18 protein-coding genes are annotated in these 17,423 nt (G+C 64.5%); 11 read left to right on the forward strand and 7 right to left on the reverse strand.

Features of this window, described 5'->3' with window-relative positions; all coding sequences use genetic code 11:
* Positions 1 to 5 precede the first annotated feature (5 nt).
* The 5 genes from LB556_RS15090 (at position 6) to LB556_RS15110 (ending at position 5,372) form a co-directional block, all read left to right on the forward strand.
* Positions 6 to 1,076, forward strand: a complete 1,071-nt coding sequence (locus LB556_RS15090; RefSeq protein ID WP_224568316.1) for an extracellular solute-binding protein — start codon at positions 6 to 8, stop codon at positions 1,074 to 1,076.
* Between the two features lie 21 nt (positions 1,077 to 1,097).
* Positions 1,098 to 1,961, forward strand: a complete 864-nt coding sequence (locus tag LB556_RS15095; RefSeq protein WP_224568317.1) for an ABC transporter permease — start codon at positions 1,098 to 1,100, stop codon at positions 1,959 to 1,961.
* Entirely contained in the window at positions 1,962 to 2,759 is a 798-nt protein-coding gene (locus LB556_RS15100; protein ID WP_224568319.1) for an ABC transporter permease, read from the forward strand.
* Between the two features lie 41 nt (positions 2,760 to 2,800).
* Entirely contained in the window at positions 2,801 to 3,916 is a 1,116-nt protein-coding gene (locus LB556_RS15105) for an ABC transporter ATP-binding protein (protein ID WP_224568322.1), read from the forward strand.
* A 70-nt stretch (positions 3,917 to 3,986) separates the two neighbouring features.
* Positions 3,987 to 5,372: an NAD(P)/FAD-dependent oxidoreductase gene (locus LB556_RS15110; RefSeq protein WP_224568324.1), complete on the forward strand. Its 1,386-nt coding sequence runs from the start codon at positions 3,987 to 3,989 to the stop codon at positions 5,370 to 5,372.
* Positions 5,373 to 5,431: 59 nt separating this feature from the next.
* Here the strand turns inward: LB556_RS15110 and LB556_RS15115 are convergent, their stop codons facing one another.
* Together LB556_RS15115 and acnA are read right to left on the reverse strand one after the other, a co-directional pair.
* Positions 5,432 to 6,247, reverse strand: a complete 816-nt coding sequence (locus LB556_RS15115) for a DUF1223 domain-containing protein (RefSeq protein ID WP_224568326.1) — start codon at positions 6,245 to 6,247, stop codon at positions 5,432 to 5,434.
* A gap of 349 nt (positions 6,248 to 6,596) precedes the next feature.
* Positions 6,597 to 9,287, reverse strand: a complete 2,691-nt coding sequence (acnA, locus tag LB556_RS15120; protein WP_224568328.1) for an aconitate hydratase AcnA — start codon at positions 9,285 to 9,287, stop codon at positions 6,597 to 6,599.
* Positions 9,288 to 9,572: 285 nt separating this feature from the next.
* Between acnA and ccmA the strand changes: the two genes are divergently transcribed.
* From ccmA to LB556_RS15140, 4 genes are all read left to right on the forward strand, one after another.
* A complete protein-coding gene (gene ccmA / locus LB556_RS15125) occupies positions 9,573 to 10,181 on the forward strand; it encodes a heme ABC exporter ATP-binding protein CcmA (protein WP_224568330.1) in 609 nt (202 codons plus the stop codon).
* Positions 10,182 to 10,245: 64 nt separating this feature from the next.
* The gene (gene ccmB / locus LB556_RS15130; protein WP_224568332.1) at positions 10,246 to 10,911 is read left to right on the forward strand and encodes a heme exporter protein CcmB; all 666 of its coding nucleotides are present in this window, start codon (positions 10,246 to 10,248) and stop codon (positions 10,909 to 10,911) included.
* 133 nt (positions 10,912 to 11,044) lie between these two features.
* Positions 11,045 to 11,218: a heme exporter protein CcmD gene (gene ccmD, locus LB556_RS15135; RefSeq protein ID WP_224568334.1), complete on the forward strand. Its 174-nt coding sequence runs from the start codon at positions 11,045 to 11,047 to the stop codon at positions 11,216 to 11,218.
* On the forward strand, positions 11,215 to 11,793 hold the full coding sequence (locus tag LB556_RS15140; RefSeq protein WP_224568337.1) for a DsbE family thiol:disulfide interchange protein: 579 nt from the start codon (positions 11,215 to 11,217) through the stop codon (positions 11,791 to 11,793). Before ccmD ends, LB556_RS15140 begins: the two co-directional genes overlap by 4 nt.
* Before the next feature lie 178 nt (positions 11,794 to 11,971).
* Here LB556_RS15140 and LB556_RS15145 read toward each other — a convergent pair whose 3' ends face one another.
* Positions 11,972 to 12,139: a hypothetical protein gene (locus LB556_RS15145; RefSeq protein WP_224568339.1), complete on the reverse strand. Its 168-nt coding sequence runs from the start codon at positions 12,137 to 12,139 to the stop codon at positions 11,972 to 11,974.
* Positions 12,140 to 12,436: 297 nt separating this feature from the next.
* Here LB556_RS15145 and LB556_RS15150 point away from each other — a divergent pair, with 297 nt between their 5' ends.
* Positions 12,437 to 13,357, forward strand: coding sequence for an SMP-30/gluconolactonase/LRE family protein (locus LB556_RS15150; protein WP_224568341.1), 921 nt, complete (start codon positions 12,437 to 12,439; stop codon positions 13,355 to 13,357).
* 36 nt (positions 13,358 to 13,393) lie between these two features.
* Positions 13,394 to 13,603, forward strand: coding sequence for a tautomerase family protein (locus tag LB556_RS15155; protein ID WP_140618294.1), 210 nt, complete (start codon positions 13,394 to 13,396; stop codon positions 13,601 to 13,603).
* 51 nt (positions 13,604 to 13,654) lie between these two features.
* Here LB556_RS15155 and LB556_RS15160 read toward each other — a convergent pair whose 3' ends face one another.
* Genes LB556_RS15160 through ftsY form a run of 4 tightly spaced genes read right to left on the reverse strand, consistent with a single transcriptional unit; the run spans position 13,655 to position 17,422 of the window.
* Positions 13,655 to 14,188, reverse strand: coding sequence for an NADPH-dependent FMN reductase (locus tag LB556_RS15160; RefSeq protein WP_224568343.1), 534 nt, complete (start codon positions 14,186 to 14,188; stop codon positions 13,655 to 13,657).
* Between the two features lie 34 nt (positions 14,189 to 14,222).
* A complete protein-coding gene (locus LB556_RS15165; RefSeq protein WP_224568345.1) occupies positions 14,223 to 14,843 on the reverse strand; it encodes a pyridoxamine 5'-phosphate oxidase family protein in 621 nt (206 codons plus the stop codon).
* 23 nt (positions 14,844 to 14,866) lie between these two features.
* Positions 14,867 to 15,541, reverse strand: a complete 675-nt coding sequence (locus LB556_RS15170; protein ID WP_224568347.1) for a septation protein A — start codon at positions 15,539 to 15,541, stop codon at positions 14,867 to 14,869.
* Between the two features lie 57 nt (positions 15,542 to 15,598).
* Positions 15,599 to 17,422, reverse strand: a complete 1,824-nt coding sequence (ftsY, locus tag LB556_RS15175) for a signal recognition particle-docking protein FtsY (protein ID WP_224568350.1) — start codon at positions 17,420 to 17,422, stop codon at positions 15,599 to 15,601.
* Between the last annotated feature and the right edge of the window lies 1 nt (position 17,423).

A 17,423-nucleotide genomic window follows, 5' to 3' on the forward strand; every position in this document is an offset into this window, starting at 1 on the left:
TGACGATGAGACTGAGATTTGGACATGCGGCGGGCGTCGCCGTGCTTCTGGCGGCCACCGCCGCGCTCGCACAATCGAAGCCGGTGGCGGGAGAGGTGGCGGAAGGCTCGCTCAAGGGCAAGACGCTGACCTTCGTTTCCTATGGCGGCATCTACCAGGACGGGCAGGCGGCGGCGCTCAAGGACTTCGTCGACAAGTCCGGCGTCAAGCTGCTCAATGACGGCCCGACGGAGATCGCCAAACTGCAGGCGCAGGTCGAGTCCGGCAATGTCACCTGGGACGTCGTCGATACCGACGACCTGCCGCCCTATGTCTATTGCGGCAAGCTGTTCCAGAAGCTCGACCTGACGAAGCTCGACGTTTCGAAAATTCCGGAAGGCCAGGTCGGCGAATGCTCGGTGCCGGCGATGAACTACGGTGTCGTGCTGATGTACAACAAGGAAAAGTACAAGGATAACCCGCCCAAGAGCTGGGCCGATTTCTTCGACACCCAAAAATTCCCCGGCGTGCGTGGGATCGACGGCTCCGGCAGCCCGACCGGCGGCCTGCTGGAACAAGCTTTCAAGGTTGCCGGCGGCGACCCGAAGACGATGACGGTGGCCGATATCGACAAGGCCATCGATGTGGTCCGCAAGCTCGGCCCCGACACGATTTTCTGGAAGACCGGCGCCGAATCGCAGCAGCTCGCCGAATCCGGCGAGGCCGACATGCTGATGATGTGGACGGGCCGCGCGATGACCGCGGTCAAGAACGGCGCGAAATATGCGCCCGCCTGGCAAGACTGGCTGGTGGTGATGGACCAGATGACGATCCCGGTCGGCGTCAAGGACACGGATGCGTCCTACGCGCTGCTCAATGCCTATCTCGGCAAGAATGCTCAGGAAATATTGGCGGAGAAAACCTCCTACACGCCGATCAACAACGACGCGCAGCCCAAGGTCGACGCTTCCGTGTCCGCCTACCTGACCAATACGCCTGAACGCCAGAAGCAGGGCTACAAACAGAACTTCAAGTTCTGGGTGCCGAACTTCGCGGTGGCGCAGGAGAAGTGGTCGGCGCTGATGGCCGGCAATTGACCAGCTGACGGGAACAGCACCGTGAGCGCGTCCGAGCCAACCATTCCGGCTGCCGAAAGGCGCTGGGCATGGCGGCCGTACGCGCTCGCAATGCCGGCGCTGGTCCTGCTCCTGGCGGTGATCGGCTATCCGCTGCTCACCATCGTCCTGCGCAGCCTGTCGGAACCACAGTGGGGCCTTCAGAACTATATCTGGTTCTTCAGCGCGCCGATCAATCTCACCGTGCTCCAGCGGACCTTCGTCATTTCGACGTGGGTCACGCTGGTGTGCGTGGTCTCAGCCTATCCCTACGCCTATCTGATGACCGCGGTCGGACCCCGCATTCGGCTGGTGCTGATGCTGTGCGTGCTGATCCCGTTTTGGGTGAGCGGCGTGGTGCGCACCTTGTCCTGGGTGATCCTGCTCCAGGATTCGGGCGTCATCAACTCGATCCTGCGGTCGTTCGGGCTCGGTGGCGTTCGGCTGATCCGGACCCAGACCGGCGTGGTCATCGGCATGGCGCAGGTTCTTTTGCCTTTCATGATCCTGCCGCTCTATTCGGTCATGAAAGGCATCGATCTCAGGCTGATGCGCGCGGCGCAAAGTCTTGGCGCGCGACCGTTCCGCGCCTTCTTCACCATCTACCTTCCGCTGTCGCTGCCGGGCGTCTATGCCGGGGCGATCATCGTCTTCATCCTGGCGCTCGGCTTCTACATCACACCGGCTTTGCTCGGCGGCCCGCGTTCGACCATGCTTTCCACCCTGGTGCAAACACAAGTGCTAAGCCTGCTGCAATGGGGCAGGGGCGGCGCGATGGGCGTGGTGCTATTGGTCGTGACCTTCGTGCTGCTGGCACTTGCCGCGCCCGTGATGCGATCCAGGTATCGGGAAGCGGGGCGGCGCTAAATGGAGATGAAGCCGCTCACGCGCGCCGTCCTGGGCCTCGTCTGCCTGCTGGTGGCGATATGGCTGGTGGCGCCGACGCTGGTCGTGGTGCCGATGTCGTTCAACGAGAACAAGTCGCTGGCGTTTCCGCCGCAGGGCTTCTCCTGGCAATGGTACCAGAACTTCGTCACCAACCCGGATTGGTCGAACAGCTTCCTCAATTCCCTGAAGGTCGCCTCGATCGTCGCGGTGCTGGCAACGGTGCTCGGCACGCTTGCCGCCTTCGGTCTCGACCGCATGAAAGCGCGGCCGGCGAACCTTTTGCGCATGCTGATCTTGACGCCGATGGTGGTGCCGGGCGTGGTGCTGGCCATCGGCATCTACGCGGTCTATCTCGATACGCGGCTTGTCGGCACGCTGCTCGGCTTCGTGCTCGCCCACACCATCCTTGCGCTGCCCTTCGTGCTGATTGCCGTCTCGGCCAATCTCGAAGTGTTCGACAGGCGCCTCGAGACAGCGGCTGCGAGCCTGGGCGCCAACGCGCTCACCACCTTCCGCACGGTGACGCTGCCGCTGATCGCGCCCGGCGTGCTGTCGGGCCTGCTGTTCGCCTTCGCCACCTCCTTCGACGAGATCGTCGTGTCGCTGTTCATCACCAATCCCTATCTCAAGACATTGCCGGTGCAGATCTTCGCCTCCATCACGCGCGACGCCGACCCGACGGTCGCGGCCGTCGGCACGATCCTGCTGTTTGCCACCACCATCCTGATCGGCGGCGGCATGCTTCTTCTTGGCCGTGAGCGGAAAGGACGCCAATGAACCCGGGACAGGAAAACAGGGGGAACCCGGGACAGGAAAACATGGGGAACCCGGGACAGGAAAGCAGGGGCGCGGCGATCGATCTCAGGGCGATCAGCAAGGCCTATGGCAGTTTCAAGGCGCTGGACGGCGTGTCGCTGCGCATCGAGGCCGGCGAGTTCATGACGCTGCTCGGGCCAAGCGGCTCCGGCAAGACGACGACGCTCAATGTCGTCGCCGGTTTCACCGAGGCCAGTTCCGGCGCGCTGGAAGTGGGCGGCAGGAGCGTCGTCGGCGTGCCGGCGCACAAGCGCAATATCGGCGTTGTCTTCCAGCATTACGCCCTGTTCCCGCACATGACGGTGAGCCGCAACGTCGCCTATCCGCTCGCTCTGCGCGGTGTCGCCGGAGCCGAGCGCGAACGCCGCGTGCGCCAGGCGCTCGACATGGTCAAGATGGCGGATTTCGGCCACCGCTTTCCCAGCGAGCTTTCGGGCGGCCAGCAGCAGCGCGTGGCGCTGGCCCGCGCCATCGTCTTCGATCCGCCGCTGCTGTTGATGGACGAGCCGCTCGGCGCGCTCGACAAGAAACTGCGCGAATGGCTGCAGCTCGAAATCAAGCGCATCCACCGCGAACTCGGCACCACATTCGTCTATGTGACGCACGATCAGGAGGAGGCACTGGTGCTGTCGGACCGCATCGCCGTGTTCAACCGGGGCCGCATCGAGCAGATCGGCACCGGGCGCGAGCTGTATGACGAGCCGGCGACGCTGTTCGTCGGCAAGTTCATCGGCGATTCCACCGTGCTGCGCGGGGCCGCCGCCATTTCCGGCGGGGAGACGGCGATCGAAATAGCGGGCCAGAAGGTGGCGACCCCCCGGCGCCTTGCCAATGGCGGCAGGCCGGTCATGCTGCTGCGGCCCGAAAAGCTGGCGCTCGTCCGCCGTGGCGCCAGCGGCGATGGCCGCAACCGGCTCACGGGGCGCATCGGCGAGGCCATCTATCTCGGCTCCGGTTCCAAATACGAGGTTGATCTGGCCGACGGCTCGAAAGCCATCGTGCGCTCGACGCTGGAAGCAGACAGTTTCGCCATAGGAGACGAGGTCGAGGTGTTGTTCGCGGGCGCCGACGTGAAGTTGCTCGCCGACGACGACAAGGCCGATCTGTCGCTTACCTGAACCCTCTTTGTTTCAACGCGATTCCGGACGGAAAGCCGCTTCCTGAATTGCCCATCGAAAGCAGTCCGCAATGCAAGCAGAGCACAATGGCGACGTGTCGTTCTGGTATGCCGATATCGGGGGCGTGCCGGCCTATCGGCCCTCCCTGCCGGGCGACATCGAAGCCGATGTCTGCATTGTCGGCGCCGGCTACACCGGCCTGTGGACCGCCTATTATTTGAAGAAGGCGCAGCCTGCGCTGCGCATCGCCATGGTCGAGAAGGAGTTCGCCGGCTTCGGCGCTTCGGGCCGCAATGGCGGCTGGCTGTCGGGCGGCTTCAGCTGGTCGCGCGAGAAATACGCAAAGACCTCGTCGCGCGGCGCCGTGATCGACATGCAACGCGCCATGTCCGGCACGGTCGATGAGGTGATCGCGGTGACGGAAGCCGAGGGCATCGATGCCGATATCCGCCGTGTCGACAACATCACCGTTGCCACCAACGCCGCGCAATTGCAGCGCGCCAGGGCCGAATACGAGGAGCTGCTGGACTGGGAAATGCCGCCGGAGCGGCTGGCTTTCCTCGACGCGCGGGAGGCGCGCCAGCGCATCGCCATCGACAAGGTGCTGGGCGCTTTCGTCGTGCGCAACGTCGCCCGTGTCCAGCCGGCCAAGCTGGTCCAGGGTCTGGCGGCCGCGGTCGCTCGGCTCGGCGTGCCGATCTACGAGCAGACGCAGGTGCTGGCGATCGAGAAGGGCAAGGTCACCACCACCAGGGGCATCGTGCGGGCGCAAAAGATCGTCCGCGCCACCGAGGGATTCACGGCGGGTATTCCCGGCTACGAGCGTCTCTGGCTGCCGCTGAACAGCGCCATCGTGGTGACCGAGAAGCTGCCGCAGGAACTCTGGGACGCGATCGGCTGGAACGGCTACGAGGTGCTGGGCGACGCGGCGCACACCTATTGCTACGCGCAGCGCACGCGCGAAGGCCGCATCGCCATGGGCGGCCGCGGCGTGCCCTATCGCTTCGGCTCGCGCACCGATGTGCGCGGCCGGACCCAGCAGGCGACCATCGACCAGTTGCATGAGGTGCTGACGAGGCTGTTGCCGCAGACCAAGGGCGTGCGTCTCGACCATGCCTGGTGCGGCACGCTCGGCGTGCCGCGCGACTGGTGCACCACGTCGGGCTTCGACCGTGAGAGCGGCATCGGGTGGGCCGGCGGCTATGTCGGGCTCGGCGTCTCGAGCTCCAACCTTTCCGGCCGCACCTTGCGCGACCTGGTGCTCGGCCACGACACCGAGCTGACCCGGCTGCCCTGGGTCAACCGCACGGTCAAGAAATGGGAGCCGGAGCCGCTGCGCTGGCTCGGCGTCCACACCATGTACCAGCTCTATCGCATCGCCGACCGGCGTGAAGCAAACGCCTTGGGCCGGACCTCACGCCTGGCGGCTTTTGCCGATCGGCTGACCGGACACTGAAAGCATTCGAGCAGGATTTGTAACGGTTTCCGTCAGCAATCGCGCCGAACCGTATGACGCTACAACTGGCGATCGATGGGGGTCTCGGATCCCGGCTTGTGGATGAAAGCCGCACCCAGGATCGGGCCTGGCAGGCCATCCTTGCCGACCGACTGCAGAAGCACGGCGCAGCCGCCCTTCTTGGTGATCTCGCTCAGCGGCAATTCGTAGCGCTGCGCCTTGCCGTGCCACATGCCGGCGGTCTGTATTCCGGTGACCGCGTTCCAATAGGTCATCTTGCGGCCGGTGTTCTCCCCCTGGCCGATCTTGACTGTCTGCGGCGCCTCGAAATAGACGATGACGACATGGGCGTCGTTCGGGCCGGTGCCGGCATCGCCGGTGTCGATGATCACGCGGTCGCCGGTGCGGCTGACCCTGACAGCGACGCGCATGCCTTCGCCGCCGCGGGCCATGCGGGAAAGCGCGCCGTCGACCTCGCCGCGATTGGCGCCGTTGACATGCATGCGGCCGTTCAGCACGGCCTGCGGCGTATAGACGGACCGGCTGCCGAAATAGCGCATATAGTCATATTGCCGCTCGGTGTTTTCCTTGCGGCTCAGCGTGTCCTTCCAGCCGAGATAGTCCCAGTAGTCGACGTGATAGGCGAGCGCGACAAGGTCTTGCCTGGCGGCGAGTTCGGCGAAGAACGCATCCGCCGGCGGGCAGGAACTGCAGCCCTGGCTGGTGAACAGTTCGACCACGCCGAGCGGCCGGTCGGGCTGGGGCTTGTCAGCCTGGACCTTTTCGGGCTCGCTGGCATGGCCAGCGCCGGCAAAAGCCGACAAGGCCAGCGCCAAGGCTGCCAGCCACAGTGATCTCCGCGAGGCCATGACCATTCCAATTCCCGCCGGTGATGCCGGCTTTGTTCTGCTTTGCCGAAATATGTGGCAGAACGGGAAGTCAACGGGAAGTCACGTTGCGGTGAAATTTTAGCGCGCCGTAACCATGGGGCAAGGCCGCAGTAGGAGTAGCCACTGCATTTCAGGACGTGGTTCGATTGAGCGGCGGCATCATCCCCATGAGGCAGGTTCTCCTCACCCCCGGCGATCTCCACTGCGAGCGATCTGGACTTTGGGCCGAACCGGTCAATGCTTTGACGAAGCTTGCCTTAGTCGCCGCGGGAGTAGGGGAGTAGGGGAGTAGGGGAGTAGGGATAGGCTCCCTACTCGCCCGCCGCCTTTGTTGCTAAGCCGCCAGATCGCGCAGCACGTATTGCAGGATGCCGCCGTTCTTGAAGTAGTCGAGCTCATCCAGCGTATCGATGCGGCAGATGATCGGCACGTTCCTCACCGTACCGTCGCCATGGGTAATCTTGGCGGTCATCTTCTGGCGCGGCTTGATCGCATCGAGGCCGTCGATCTCGACCAGCTCGTCGCCCTTGAGGTTGAGGGAAGCCCATGAGGTGCCTTCCTCGAAGACGAAGGGGATGACGCCCATGCCGACCAGGTTCGAGCGGTGGATGCGCTCGAAGGACTGGGCGATGACGGCGCGGACTCCAAGCAGGTTGGTTCCCTTGGCCGCCCAGTCGCGCGACGAGCCGTTGCCGTATTCGACGCCGGCGAAGATGACCAGCGGCACGCCTTCCTTCTTGTACTCCATCGCCGCGTCGTAGATCGATTCCTCTTCCTTGCTGGGGTAGTGGATGGTGTAGCCGCCCTCGCGGCCATTCTCGCCCAGCATGTGGTTGCGGATGCGGATGTTGGCGAAGGTGCCGCGCATCATCACTTCATGGTTGCCGCGCCGGGTGCCGTACTGGTTGAAGTCGGCAACGCCGACGCCGTGGTCGGTGAGATACTTGCCGGCCGGCGACGCGGCCTTGATGGAGCCGGCCGGCGAGATGTGGTCGGTGGTGATCTTGTCGCCGAACAGGCCGAGCACGCGGGCGCCCTTGATGTCGCCGATCTTGCCGAAACCCGTGGTCATGCCGGCGAAATAGGGCGGGTTCTGCACGTAGGTCGAATTGTTGTCCCAGGCATAGGTCTGGCCTTCCGGCGCCTTGACGTTCTGCCAGTACTCGTCGCCCTTGAAAACGTCGGCGTATTTGCGGGCGAACAGTTCGCGGGTGACGTTCTTCTCGATGAACTCCTGGATCTCGGCCGAGCTCGGCCAGATGTCCTTGAGATAGACCGGATTGCCGTTCCTGTCCTCGCCGAGTGGCTCGGTGGTCAGGTCCTTGGTGACCGTGCCGGCCAGCGCGTGCGCCACGACCAGCGGCGGCGAAGCGAGATAATTCGCCTGCACGTCGGGCGAGACGCGGCCTTCGAAGTTGCGGTTGCCGGAGAGCACGGCGGCGGCAATCAAGCCCTTGTCGTTGATGGTTTTCGAGATCGGCGCCGGCAGCGGGCCGGAATTGCCGATGCAGGTGGTGCAGCCGAAGCCGACCAGGTTGAAACCGATCTGGTCGAGCTCCTTCTGCAGGCCCGACTTCTCCAGATACTCGGCCACCACCTGGCTGCCGGGCGCCAGCGAGGTTTTTACCCACGGCTTCTGCTTCAAGCCGACGCGGTTGGCGTTGCGGGCCAGCAGGCCGGCGCCGATCAGCACGCTCGGGTTCGAGGTGTTGGTGCAAGAGGTGATGGCGGCGATGACGACGTCGCCATGGCCGAGGTCGTGGTCGGTGCCTTCGACGGCGTAGCGCTTGGAGATTTCAGCCGCCTTCTTGTATTCGGTCTCCATAGCCTTGGCGAAGCCGGCCGGGATGCCTTCGAGCGCGACACGGCCTTCCGGGCGCTTGGGGCCGGCCATCGACGGCACGACGCTGTCCAGTTCCAGTTCGAGCAGGTCGGTGAAGACCGGATCGGCGGAGCCGGCCTCGCGCCACATGCCTTGCGCCTTGGAATAGGCCTCGACCAAAGCGATGCGGTCCTCGCTGCGGCCGGACATGGTGAGGTAGCGGATGGTTTCAGAATCGACCGGGAAGAAACCGCAGGTCGCGCCATATTCGGGCGCCATGTTGCCGATGGTGGCACGGTCGGCCAGCGTCATGTTGGACAGGCCGGGGCCGAAGAACTCGACGAACTTGCCGACGACGCCCTTCTTGCGCAACATCTGGGTGACGGTGAGCACGAGGTCGGTGGCGGTGACGCCTTCCTTGAGCTTGCCGGTAAGGCGGAAGCCGATCACTTCGGGCAAAAGCATGGAGACCGGCTGGCCGAGCATGGCCGCCTCTGCCTCGATGCCACCGACACCCCAGCCCAGCACGCCAAGGCCGTTGATCATGGTGGTGTGCGAATCGGTGCCGACGCAGGTGTCGGGATAGGCTGTCGTTTCGCCATCTTCGGTGTTGGTCCACACGACCTGGCCGAGATATTCGAGGTTTACCTGGTGGCAGATGCCGGTGCCGGGCGGCACGACGCGGAAATTGCGGAACGCCTGCTGACCCCATTTCAGGAACTTGTAGCGCTCTTCGTTGCGCTCATATTCGAGCTCGACATTGCGGGCGAAGGCCATCGGCGTGCCGAATTCGTCGACGATGACGGAATGGTCGATGACGAGATCGACCGGCACCAGCGGGTTGATCTTCTGCGGATCACCGCCGAGCGAAACCATGGCGTCGCGCATGGCGGCGAGGTCGACCACGGCCGGGACGCCGGTGAAATCCTGCATCAGCACGCGGGCCGGGCGATAGGCGATCTCGACGCCGGCTGTGCCCTTGTCGGTCAGCCAGCCGGCCACCGCCTGGATCGAGTCCTTGGTGACGGAGCGGCCGTCCTCGTTGCGCAGCAGGTTTTCCAGCAGCACCTTCATCGAATAGGGCAGCTGGGCAATGCCGGTGAGGCCATTCTTCTCGGCCTCGACGAGGTCGAAATAGACATATTCCGCATCGCCCGCTTTCAGCGTGCGGCGGCAATTGAAACTGTCGAGGGGTTTTGACACGTGCGATCCGTCCTTGTCTGTTCAGCCTGAAAGGGAACGGACGCCGATGGCATGCAATCACGCGCAAAGGTGCGGGTACGGCCATTTCCGCTGTCCGTTCCCAAGCAACCCGAGCCGTTCAAGGCGGCGCGTGCGCTGGTTCGGCGCTAATTCTGTTCCCGTGCCGACCGCTGGCACGGATGACCCGCATATAGAGAATTTTCCGGAATAGTTCTAGACAGTTGCAAAGCAAATTTGTGCGATGCGGCAGCGGCCGTGCCGCATCGTTGCAAGGACAGGGACGGGATGCGGCTGATCGCCGAAAATCTGGGCGGCGAGCGCGGCGGCGAGGCGGTGTTTTCCGGCATCGGGTTCGCGTTGGAGGCCGGGCAGGCGCTGGTCGTGACCGGGCCGAACGGTTCGGGCAAATCAACCTTGCTCAGGGTGGTCGCCGGGCTGCTTCCGAAAGCCGAGGGCCGCCTGCTGCTCGAAGGCGGCGGCGACGAATTCCCGTCGATCGCCTCGGCCTGCCACTATCTCGGCCATCAGAACGCGATGAAGACGGCGCTGAGCGTGGCCGAGAATTTGCGCTTCTGGCGGGAGTTCCATGGCGAAGGCCGGCTCGATGTCGAGGAGGCGCTGGAAACGGTCGGGCTGGGCGGCATCGGCCATCTGCCGTTCGGCTATCTCTCGACCGGACAGCGGCGACGCGCGGCGATCGCCAAGCTGCTGGTCAGCCACCGGCCGCTGTGGCTGCTGGACGAGCCGACGGCAGGATTGGACAAGGCTTCGGAGGGGCGGTTTGCGGGGCTGATGACGACACATCTCGGAGATGGCGGGATCGTGGTTGCGGCCACGCATCTGCCGCTGGGACTCGACGGCGTTAACGAGCTGCGGATGGGGGGCGCCCGTTGATGTCGATACTCCACGGCGCCTTCCTCCGCCTGAGAGGGAGGCCTGGGCGCAGGCATGTCAAACCATGCTAGCCCTCTTCGCACGCGACATCCGTCTTTCGATCCGCGCCGGCGGCGGCGCATTGACTGGCGTCATCTTCTTCCTCGCCGTCATCGCCACCATTCCCTTCGGCGTCGGGCCGGACCTGAAGCTGCTTTCCCGCATCGGCCCGGCGATCCTGTGGATCGGCGCGCTGCTTGCCTGCCTGCTTGGGCTCGACAGGCTGTTCCAGGCCGACCGCGAGGATGGCTCGCTCGATCTGCTGGTCCTCGGCAACGACCGGCACATGCTGGCGCTGACGGTGCTGGTGAAATGCATCGCGCATTGGGCGGGCAGCGTCTTGCCGCTGGTGGTCGCCGCGCCCCTGCTCGGCCTGTTCATGAACATGGAGCCGTTGGCGATCGGCGCCACGGCGCTGACGCTTCTGGTCGGCACGCCAGCGATCACCTTCATCGGTGCCGTGGGCGCGGCGGTGGCAGTGGCGCTGCCGCGTGGCGGGCTCCTGATTTCGGTGCTTGTGCTGCCATTGACCATCCCTGTGCTGATCTTCGGCGTTTCGGCGAGCTATGGCGCGACGGCCAATCCCGATCCTTTCCTGCAGCCCTTCCTCATTCTTGCCGCGCTGACGCTGTTTCTTGGTGTGCTGGGCCCTGTCTCGGCGGCGCTGGCGCTGCGCCATGGTACGGATTGATGTGGCCGCGCAGGTCTGAAGACCGCGGCGCGGCGGCCGATTGCGCGGGCCGTGGCGCGAGGCTAAGGGAAGTCATGATCGAACGCAGCGAACGGATCGGGTTGGCGAGCGGCATGCCAGGGAGGCAGCCGGCATGAGCCCGCACGCACTCTACGTCACCGCCGCCTATGCCATCACCGCGGTGGTGCTGGCCGGGTTGATCGGCTGGATCCTGCTCGACCAGCGGGCGCGCAAGCGCGAACTCGCCGAACTGGAGGCGGCCGGCGTGCGCCGCCGTTCCGACAAGGCGGGGACAGCAAAGCCGTGAGCAGCGAAACGGAAACACCGACGCCCCGCCGGCGCCTGTTCGTCTTCTTGCCGCTGCTGGTCTTCCTCGGCCTGGCGGGGCTGTTCCTGTCGCAACTGTTGTCGGGACGCGATGTCTCGGAAGTGCCCTCGGCCCTGATCGGGCTGGCGGCGCCACGGACCAGCCTGCCGCCCTTGGAGGGCAGCAACCTGCCGGGGCTCGATTCGAAAGCCTTCGCCGGCAAGGTAACGCTGGTCAACGTGTTTGCATCATGGTGCGCGCCGTGCCGGGAAGAGCACCCGGTGCTGCTGGCGCTGGCCCAGGACAAGCGCTTCGTCATGGCGGCGCTGAACTACAAGGACCGGCCGGAAAACGCCCGCCGCTTCCTTGGCGACCTCGGCAATCCGTTCCAGGCGATCGGCGTCGACGAAGCCGGCCGCACGGCGATCGACTGGGGTGTCTATGGCGTGCCGGAAACCTTCGTCATCGGCAAGGACGGCAAGATTGCCTACAAGCATGTCGGCCCGCTGACGGCTGAGTCCGCCAAGGAGCTTCTGTTGCCGCAGATCGACAAGGCGCTCGCAGCGCCCGGATGACGCGGCGGCGCCCCTCATCCGGCCGCTACGCAGCCACCTTCTCCCCGAGGGGAGAAGAAACAGGGGCGTTGGTGCAACTTAGCTCCTCTCCCCTCGGGGAGAGGTCGGATTGCCTGAATTGCTTTTGCAATTCGGTTCGGCAATCCGGGTGAGGGCAGTGGCTGCTGCTCTGAAAAGCTCAGCCGTAGATCTGCTTGTGGATCTGGTAGAGCATTTCCGAACGGTCGGCGCGCATGTCAGCCAGGTCGCGGCTGGAAAAGCTGTCGATTTCGGCGACAAGGCGGTTGTAGTGCTTGCGCTTGGCGATGCTGGTGCGAGCGCGGGTCATGAGATCGCTGAAGATCATGGCAAGGTTCCTTCTGTGCCGCGTTTGCCGCGGCTGGTTTCTTCCTCCCTTGATCGATACGGACCATGACATAGTAATGGTGCGACGCAAAAAGAAGATGTTGCAACGCACCATTGCAGTGAGCGCATAGCCGGTTAATGGCGTCCTAAAGCGCGTCGTGCCTGGACAGGCAGGGTCGGCTCGGCGCGGCAGCCGGGTTTCCGGTCCATTTTGTCTTACAATTGCTGATACGCCGTCTTGCCAGATCGATCGCGGGCTGGCTTGATCCGGCGTGACGTGATGCCGGGAGGACAATGCATGGCGGCCGCAGACTATTACGAAGTTCTCGATCCGCGCTTCGCGCGCCTGTTCAACGGCAGCGCGCAAGTGGAGAAGCTGTTCACCGGATGCCGCTGGGCGGAAGGGCCGGCCTGGTTCGCCGCCGGCCGCTATGTCGTGTGGTCCGATATTCCGAACAACCGGATGCTGCGCTATGACGAGACGGACGGCAGCGTCAGCGTGTTCCGGCAGCCGTCGGGGAATTCCAACGGCAACACCGTCGACCGGCAGGGCCGGCTGGTCACCTGCGAGCATTCGGGCCGCCGCGTCAGCCGCACCGAGCACGACGGCTCTGTCACCACCATCGCCGCCAGATGGAAGGGCAAGCCGCTGAACTCCCCCAACGACGTGGTGGTGAGGTCCGACGGCTCGATCTGGTTCACCGATCCGACCTACGGCATCGACACCGACTATGAGGGCGACAAGGCCGAGAGCGAGATCGGCGCCTGCCATGTCTACCGGGTCGACCCCGACAGCGGTGAGGTCGAAGCCGTGATCACCGACATGGTCAGGCCGAACGGGCTTGCCTTCTCGCTCGACGAGAGCCTGCTCTATGTCGTCGATACCGGCCGCACGCATGGCGCTGACAATCCGGCGCATATGCGGGTGTTCAATGTCGGCAAGCACGGCAAGAAGGTTTCGGGCGGCAAGGTGTTCGCCGACTGTACCGCCGGCCTGTTCGACGGCTTCCGGCTCGACGCCGACGGGCGCATCTGGACAAGTGCGGCCGACGGCATCCATTGCTATGATCCGGACGGTACGCTGATCGGCAAGGTCAAGGTGCCGGAGGTAACCGCCAATTGCGTGTTCGGCGGCGCCAAGCTGAACTGCCTCTATATCGCCGGCACCACCTCGCTCTATTCGGTGCGGCTGATGGTGAATGGGGCCAAGACCTATTGAGGCCCTTCAGGATCGAACAACAACCGGGAGGCAATCATGCCGTTCGTCAACATCCGCATCGTCAAGGAAGTGATCGCAGCCGATCCGGCGGGCAAGAAGGCCGACATCGCCAGGAAAGTCACGGCTGCCATCATGGACGCCACCGGGCTCGGCAATGACGATGTCTGGGTTGTCTTCGAGGAGGTCAACGCCCGGGACTGGTATGTCGGCAAGACCGATGTCGAGACGTTGCGGGGCAAGAAGTAAGCTGCCTCTCTTCCTTCTCCACAAGGGGAGAAGGAAGAGAGGCTGCGCCACTCATCGCCTGCGGATGAAATCCGCGAAGGCCGAAAGCGTGTCGCGCATCGCCAGCACCGTCACCGGCTCAGCCAGAATGCTCTCCATCTCCGGCGGCTTCTTGCCGAGCAGTGCGATCTCCAGTGCCGTCTCCTCAAACAGCGCGAACGACATCGTGCGCATGATCTCGGCCAGCGCGGCGCGGGCATAGGCCGAGCGTGGCGAGGCGTGCACCAGCATCGCCGGCTTGTTTATGGCGGCGTCGCGCGAAACCAGCCAGTCGAGCGCGTTCTTCAGCCCGCCCGGCACGCCATGGGCATATTCGGGGCAGGAGATGATGACGCCGTCGGCGCTGGTCACGGCGTCGATCAGGTCGAAGGCCTCGCGCGGCGTCCGCTCGCCCTCGTCGTCGGGGTTGAAGATCGGCAGGAGGCCAAGCCCGTCGTAGACGGTGACGCGACAGCCCTCGGGCGCGTTGCGCGCCAATGCCGCGACGAGGGCCGAATTGGTGGAGGCCGCCCGCAGGCTGCCCGAGATGGCAAGAAGATTGAGCAAGTTGGACAGGTCCGGGCGAATCGTGGGCCGAAAACTACCACATCGTTTGCTTGTACTCGTCGTCCAGCCAGCGATCGGTCGCCTCGGCCGTATCGGCCAATGCCAGTTGGTCGCGCAGGATCTGGCCGAGCGTCGGCAGCGTGGCGCGGTCGTACCAGCTCTCCGGCTTCCACAAATCGGAGCGCATGAAGGCCTTGGCGCAATGCATGTAGGCGGCTTTGACGGCGACGACGATGACACTTTGCGGCTCCTTGCCATCGACGGCAAGGCGCTCGCGCAAGGTGGCGTCGACGGTGAGGCGGGCGTCGCCGTTGACGCGCAGCGTCTCGTTCATGCCCGGTATGAGGAAGAGCAGCCCGACGGAGGGATTGCGTAGGATGTTCTCCAGCGTATCCAGCCGGTTGTTGCCGGGCCGGTCGGGGATGGCGATGGTCTTCTCGTCGAGAATGGCGGCGAAGCCGGGCTTGTCGCCTTTCGGGGTGACGTCGGCATTGCCTTCGCCATCGGACGAGCCGATCAGCACGAACGGGCTCTTGCCGATGAAAGAGCGGCAATGGCGGTCGAGCACCTTCAATTCCTTGCGGATCGAGCCATCGGTCGGGCGCGGCGTCTTGTAGATCGTCCGTAGCTCTTCGTGGGTGGTGACGAATTCCATGGCTCTCCCCTTTGTCCGCGGCCCTATTTGTTGGCCTTCTCTTCCTCGCCGGCCTTGTCGTCGAGCGAATGGCGCAGGATCAGCGGCATCTGGCTGAACGTGAACAGAAGCGTGATCGGCATGATGCCCCAGACCTTGAAGGTAACCCAGGCATCGGTGGAGAAATTGCGCCAGACCAGTTCGTTGACGACGGCCAGGAACAGGAAGAACAGGCCCCAGCGGAAGGTGAGCTTGCGCCAGCCTTCGACATCGAGCTTGAAAGCGGACTCGAAGACATAGCCGAGCAGCGACTTGCCGAAGAACAGGCCACCGAGCAGCACGCCGCCGAACAGCGTGTTGACGATGGTCGGCTTCATCTTGATGAAGATGTCGTCCTGCAGATAGAGCGTCAGCGCGCCGAAGATGAAGACGACGACGCCCGACACCATCGGCATGATCGGCAAGGTGCGGGTGAGCAGCCACGAGGCGATCAACGCGATCGCGGTCGCGGCCATGAAAAGGCCGGTGGCGACGAAGATCGGGCCGCCGAATTCGGCCAGGACGGGAAATTTCTGCGTCAGCCACTCGCCGCGCGCATTGGCGAAGAAGAACACCATCAAGGGTCCGAGCTCGAGCACCAGCTTAAGCAATGGATTGATGCCTTCCTTCTTCTCTTTCTGCGGGTCGGATGGATCGCGTTCGAGAATGGGTGGGTTCATGGTTTCCTTCTAACGCACGATCCAATCCGGAAGCCTCGTTTCCGGCGTCATGCTTGTTCAGGCCACTCCAGCGATCGCCCTGGCGAATTCGCTTGCCGAGAAAGGTTCGAGGTCGTCGACCTGTTCGCCGACGCCGATGAAATAGACCGGCAATTTGTGCTTTGCCGCGATCGCCACAAGAATACCGCCGCGCGCCGTGCCGTCCAGCTTGGTCATCACCAGGCCGTTGACGCCGGCGACATTGCGGAAGATCTCGACCTGGTTGAGCGCGTTCTGGCCGGTGGTGGCGTCGACCGTCTGCAGCACCGTGTGCGGTGCTTCGGGATCGAGCTTGCCCAGCACGCGGACGATCTTTTCCAGCTCCGCCATCAGTTCGGTCTTGTTCTGCAGCCGGCCGGCGGTGTCGATGATCAGCACGTCGGAGCCGGCTTCTTTTGCTCGTTCGAAGGCGTCGTAGGCGAGGCCGGCGGCATCGGCGCCGAGCCTGGAGGCAATGACCGGCGATTTCGTGCGTTCGCCCCAGATCTTCAGCTGTTCGATGGCGGCGGCGCGGAACGTATCGCCGGCGGCCAGCATCACCGACAGGCCGCCATCGGTCAGCTTGGCGGCGAGCTTGCCGATCGTCGTGGTCTTGCCGGTGCCGTTGACGCCGACCACCAGGATGACATGCGGCTTGTGCGACAGGTCCAGTTCGAGCGGTTTGGCGACCGGGGCGAGCACCTTCTCAACCTCGGCCGCCATGACGGCGCGAACCTCGGTATCGGAAACATCCTTGCCATAGCGGCTGGAAGCCAAGGAATCGGTGACGCGCAGCGCCGTTTCCACGCCGAGATCGGCGCGGATCAGAACGTCCTCCAGGTCCTGCAGCGTCTCCTCGTCCAGCTTGCGCTTGGTGAAGACGCCGGCGATGTTGCCGGTCAGCTCGCGCGAGGATCGGGCAAGCCCGTCGCGCATGCGCTGGAACCAGGATCGTCTCGGCGCCGGCTCGGGTGCCTTCTGGGGCTCGGCCTTCTGCTCGACCTTTTTGGTGACGGTTACCTTGCCCTGGGCGGGTGTCGGCTCTGGGGCTGGTGATGGGACCGGTTGCGGCTCAGGCGCGATCTCGGCAATGACAGGCTGTGCTTCGACCGGGGAAGGTTGCCGAAGCGGGGGCGCGATTTCCGCTGGTGGCGCCGGAATCGCCGGCGAAGCTTCGGCGGTGGGTGCGGAATTTTCCGCCGGCTGGCGCTGCCCCTCACCATACGGGGAGAAGGTGCCGGCAGGCGGATGAGGGGCAGCGCCGACCTCTGAAGTCGGCTGCTCGGAGGCGGACGACGGAGGCACTTCGACCGGCGCCGCCGGTGGCACCTCGACAGGCGCGGGCGTCTCGGCGGGCACTTCGGGGGGCGCCGGTTCCGGCTGCTTCTCCGGACGCGACGGAACGATTTCCGGCGCGGATGGCGCGGGCGGTGGCACCTCTTGCGGTTGTGGCTCTGGAACGGGCCCTGGAACGGCGGGCCGCGTCGGAATTTCCTCGGGCGCAGGCTGTTCGGCAGGGGTTTCCGGAGCAGGTTTTGGCACTTCCCGCGGCCCGGGTTGCGGCAGTGGTTCCGGCACGGCTGGAACGGTCGGCTCCGGTGTGGGCGGAATGGCCGGCTCCGGTGTCGGTTCCTCAGTGGGCGCTGGCCTTGCCTGTTCCTCGAGAGGAGGGGCGGCGGCGGGCGCGGCTTCCGCCGCCGGCTCCTCGCGCTTCAAAAACTCCGGCACGGCCTGCTCGGCCGCCGGCTTTAGCGCGTCGAGCTGGTCCCATTTGATCGGCGGCAGCGGGGCGGTCTCATCGATGCGCTCATCGACGACCTCCTTCTTGCCGAACGAAAATATCTTCTTGAAAAAACCAGCCATG

Origin of the sequence: Mesorhizobium sp. ES1-4 (assembly GCF_020164745.1) — a bacterium.
GTDB lineage: Bacteria > Pseudomonadota > Alphaproteobacteria > Rhizobiales > Rhizobiaceae > Mesorhizobium.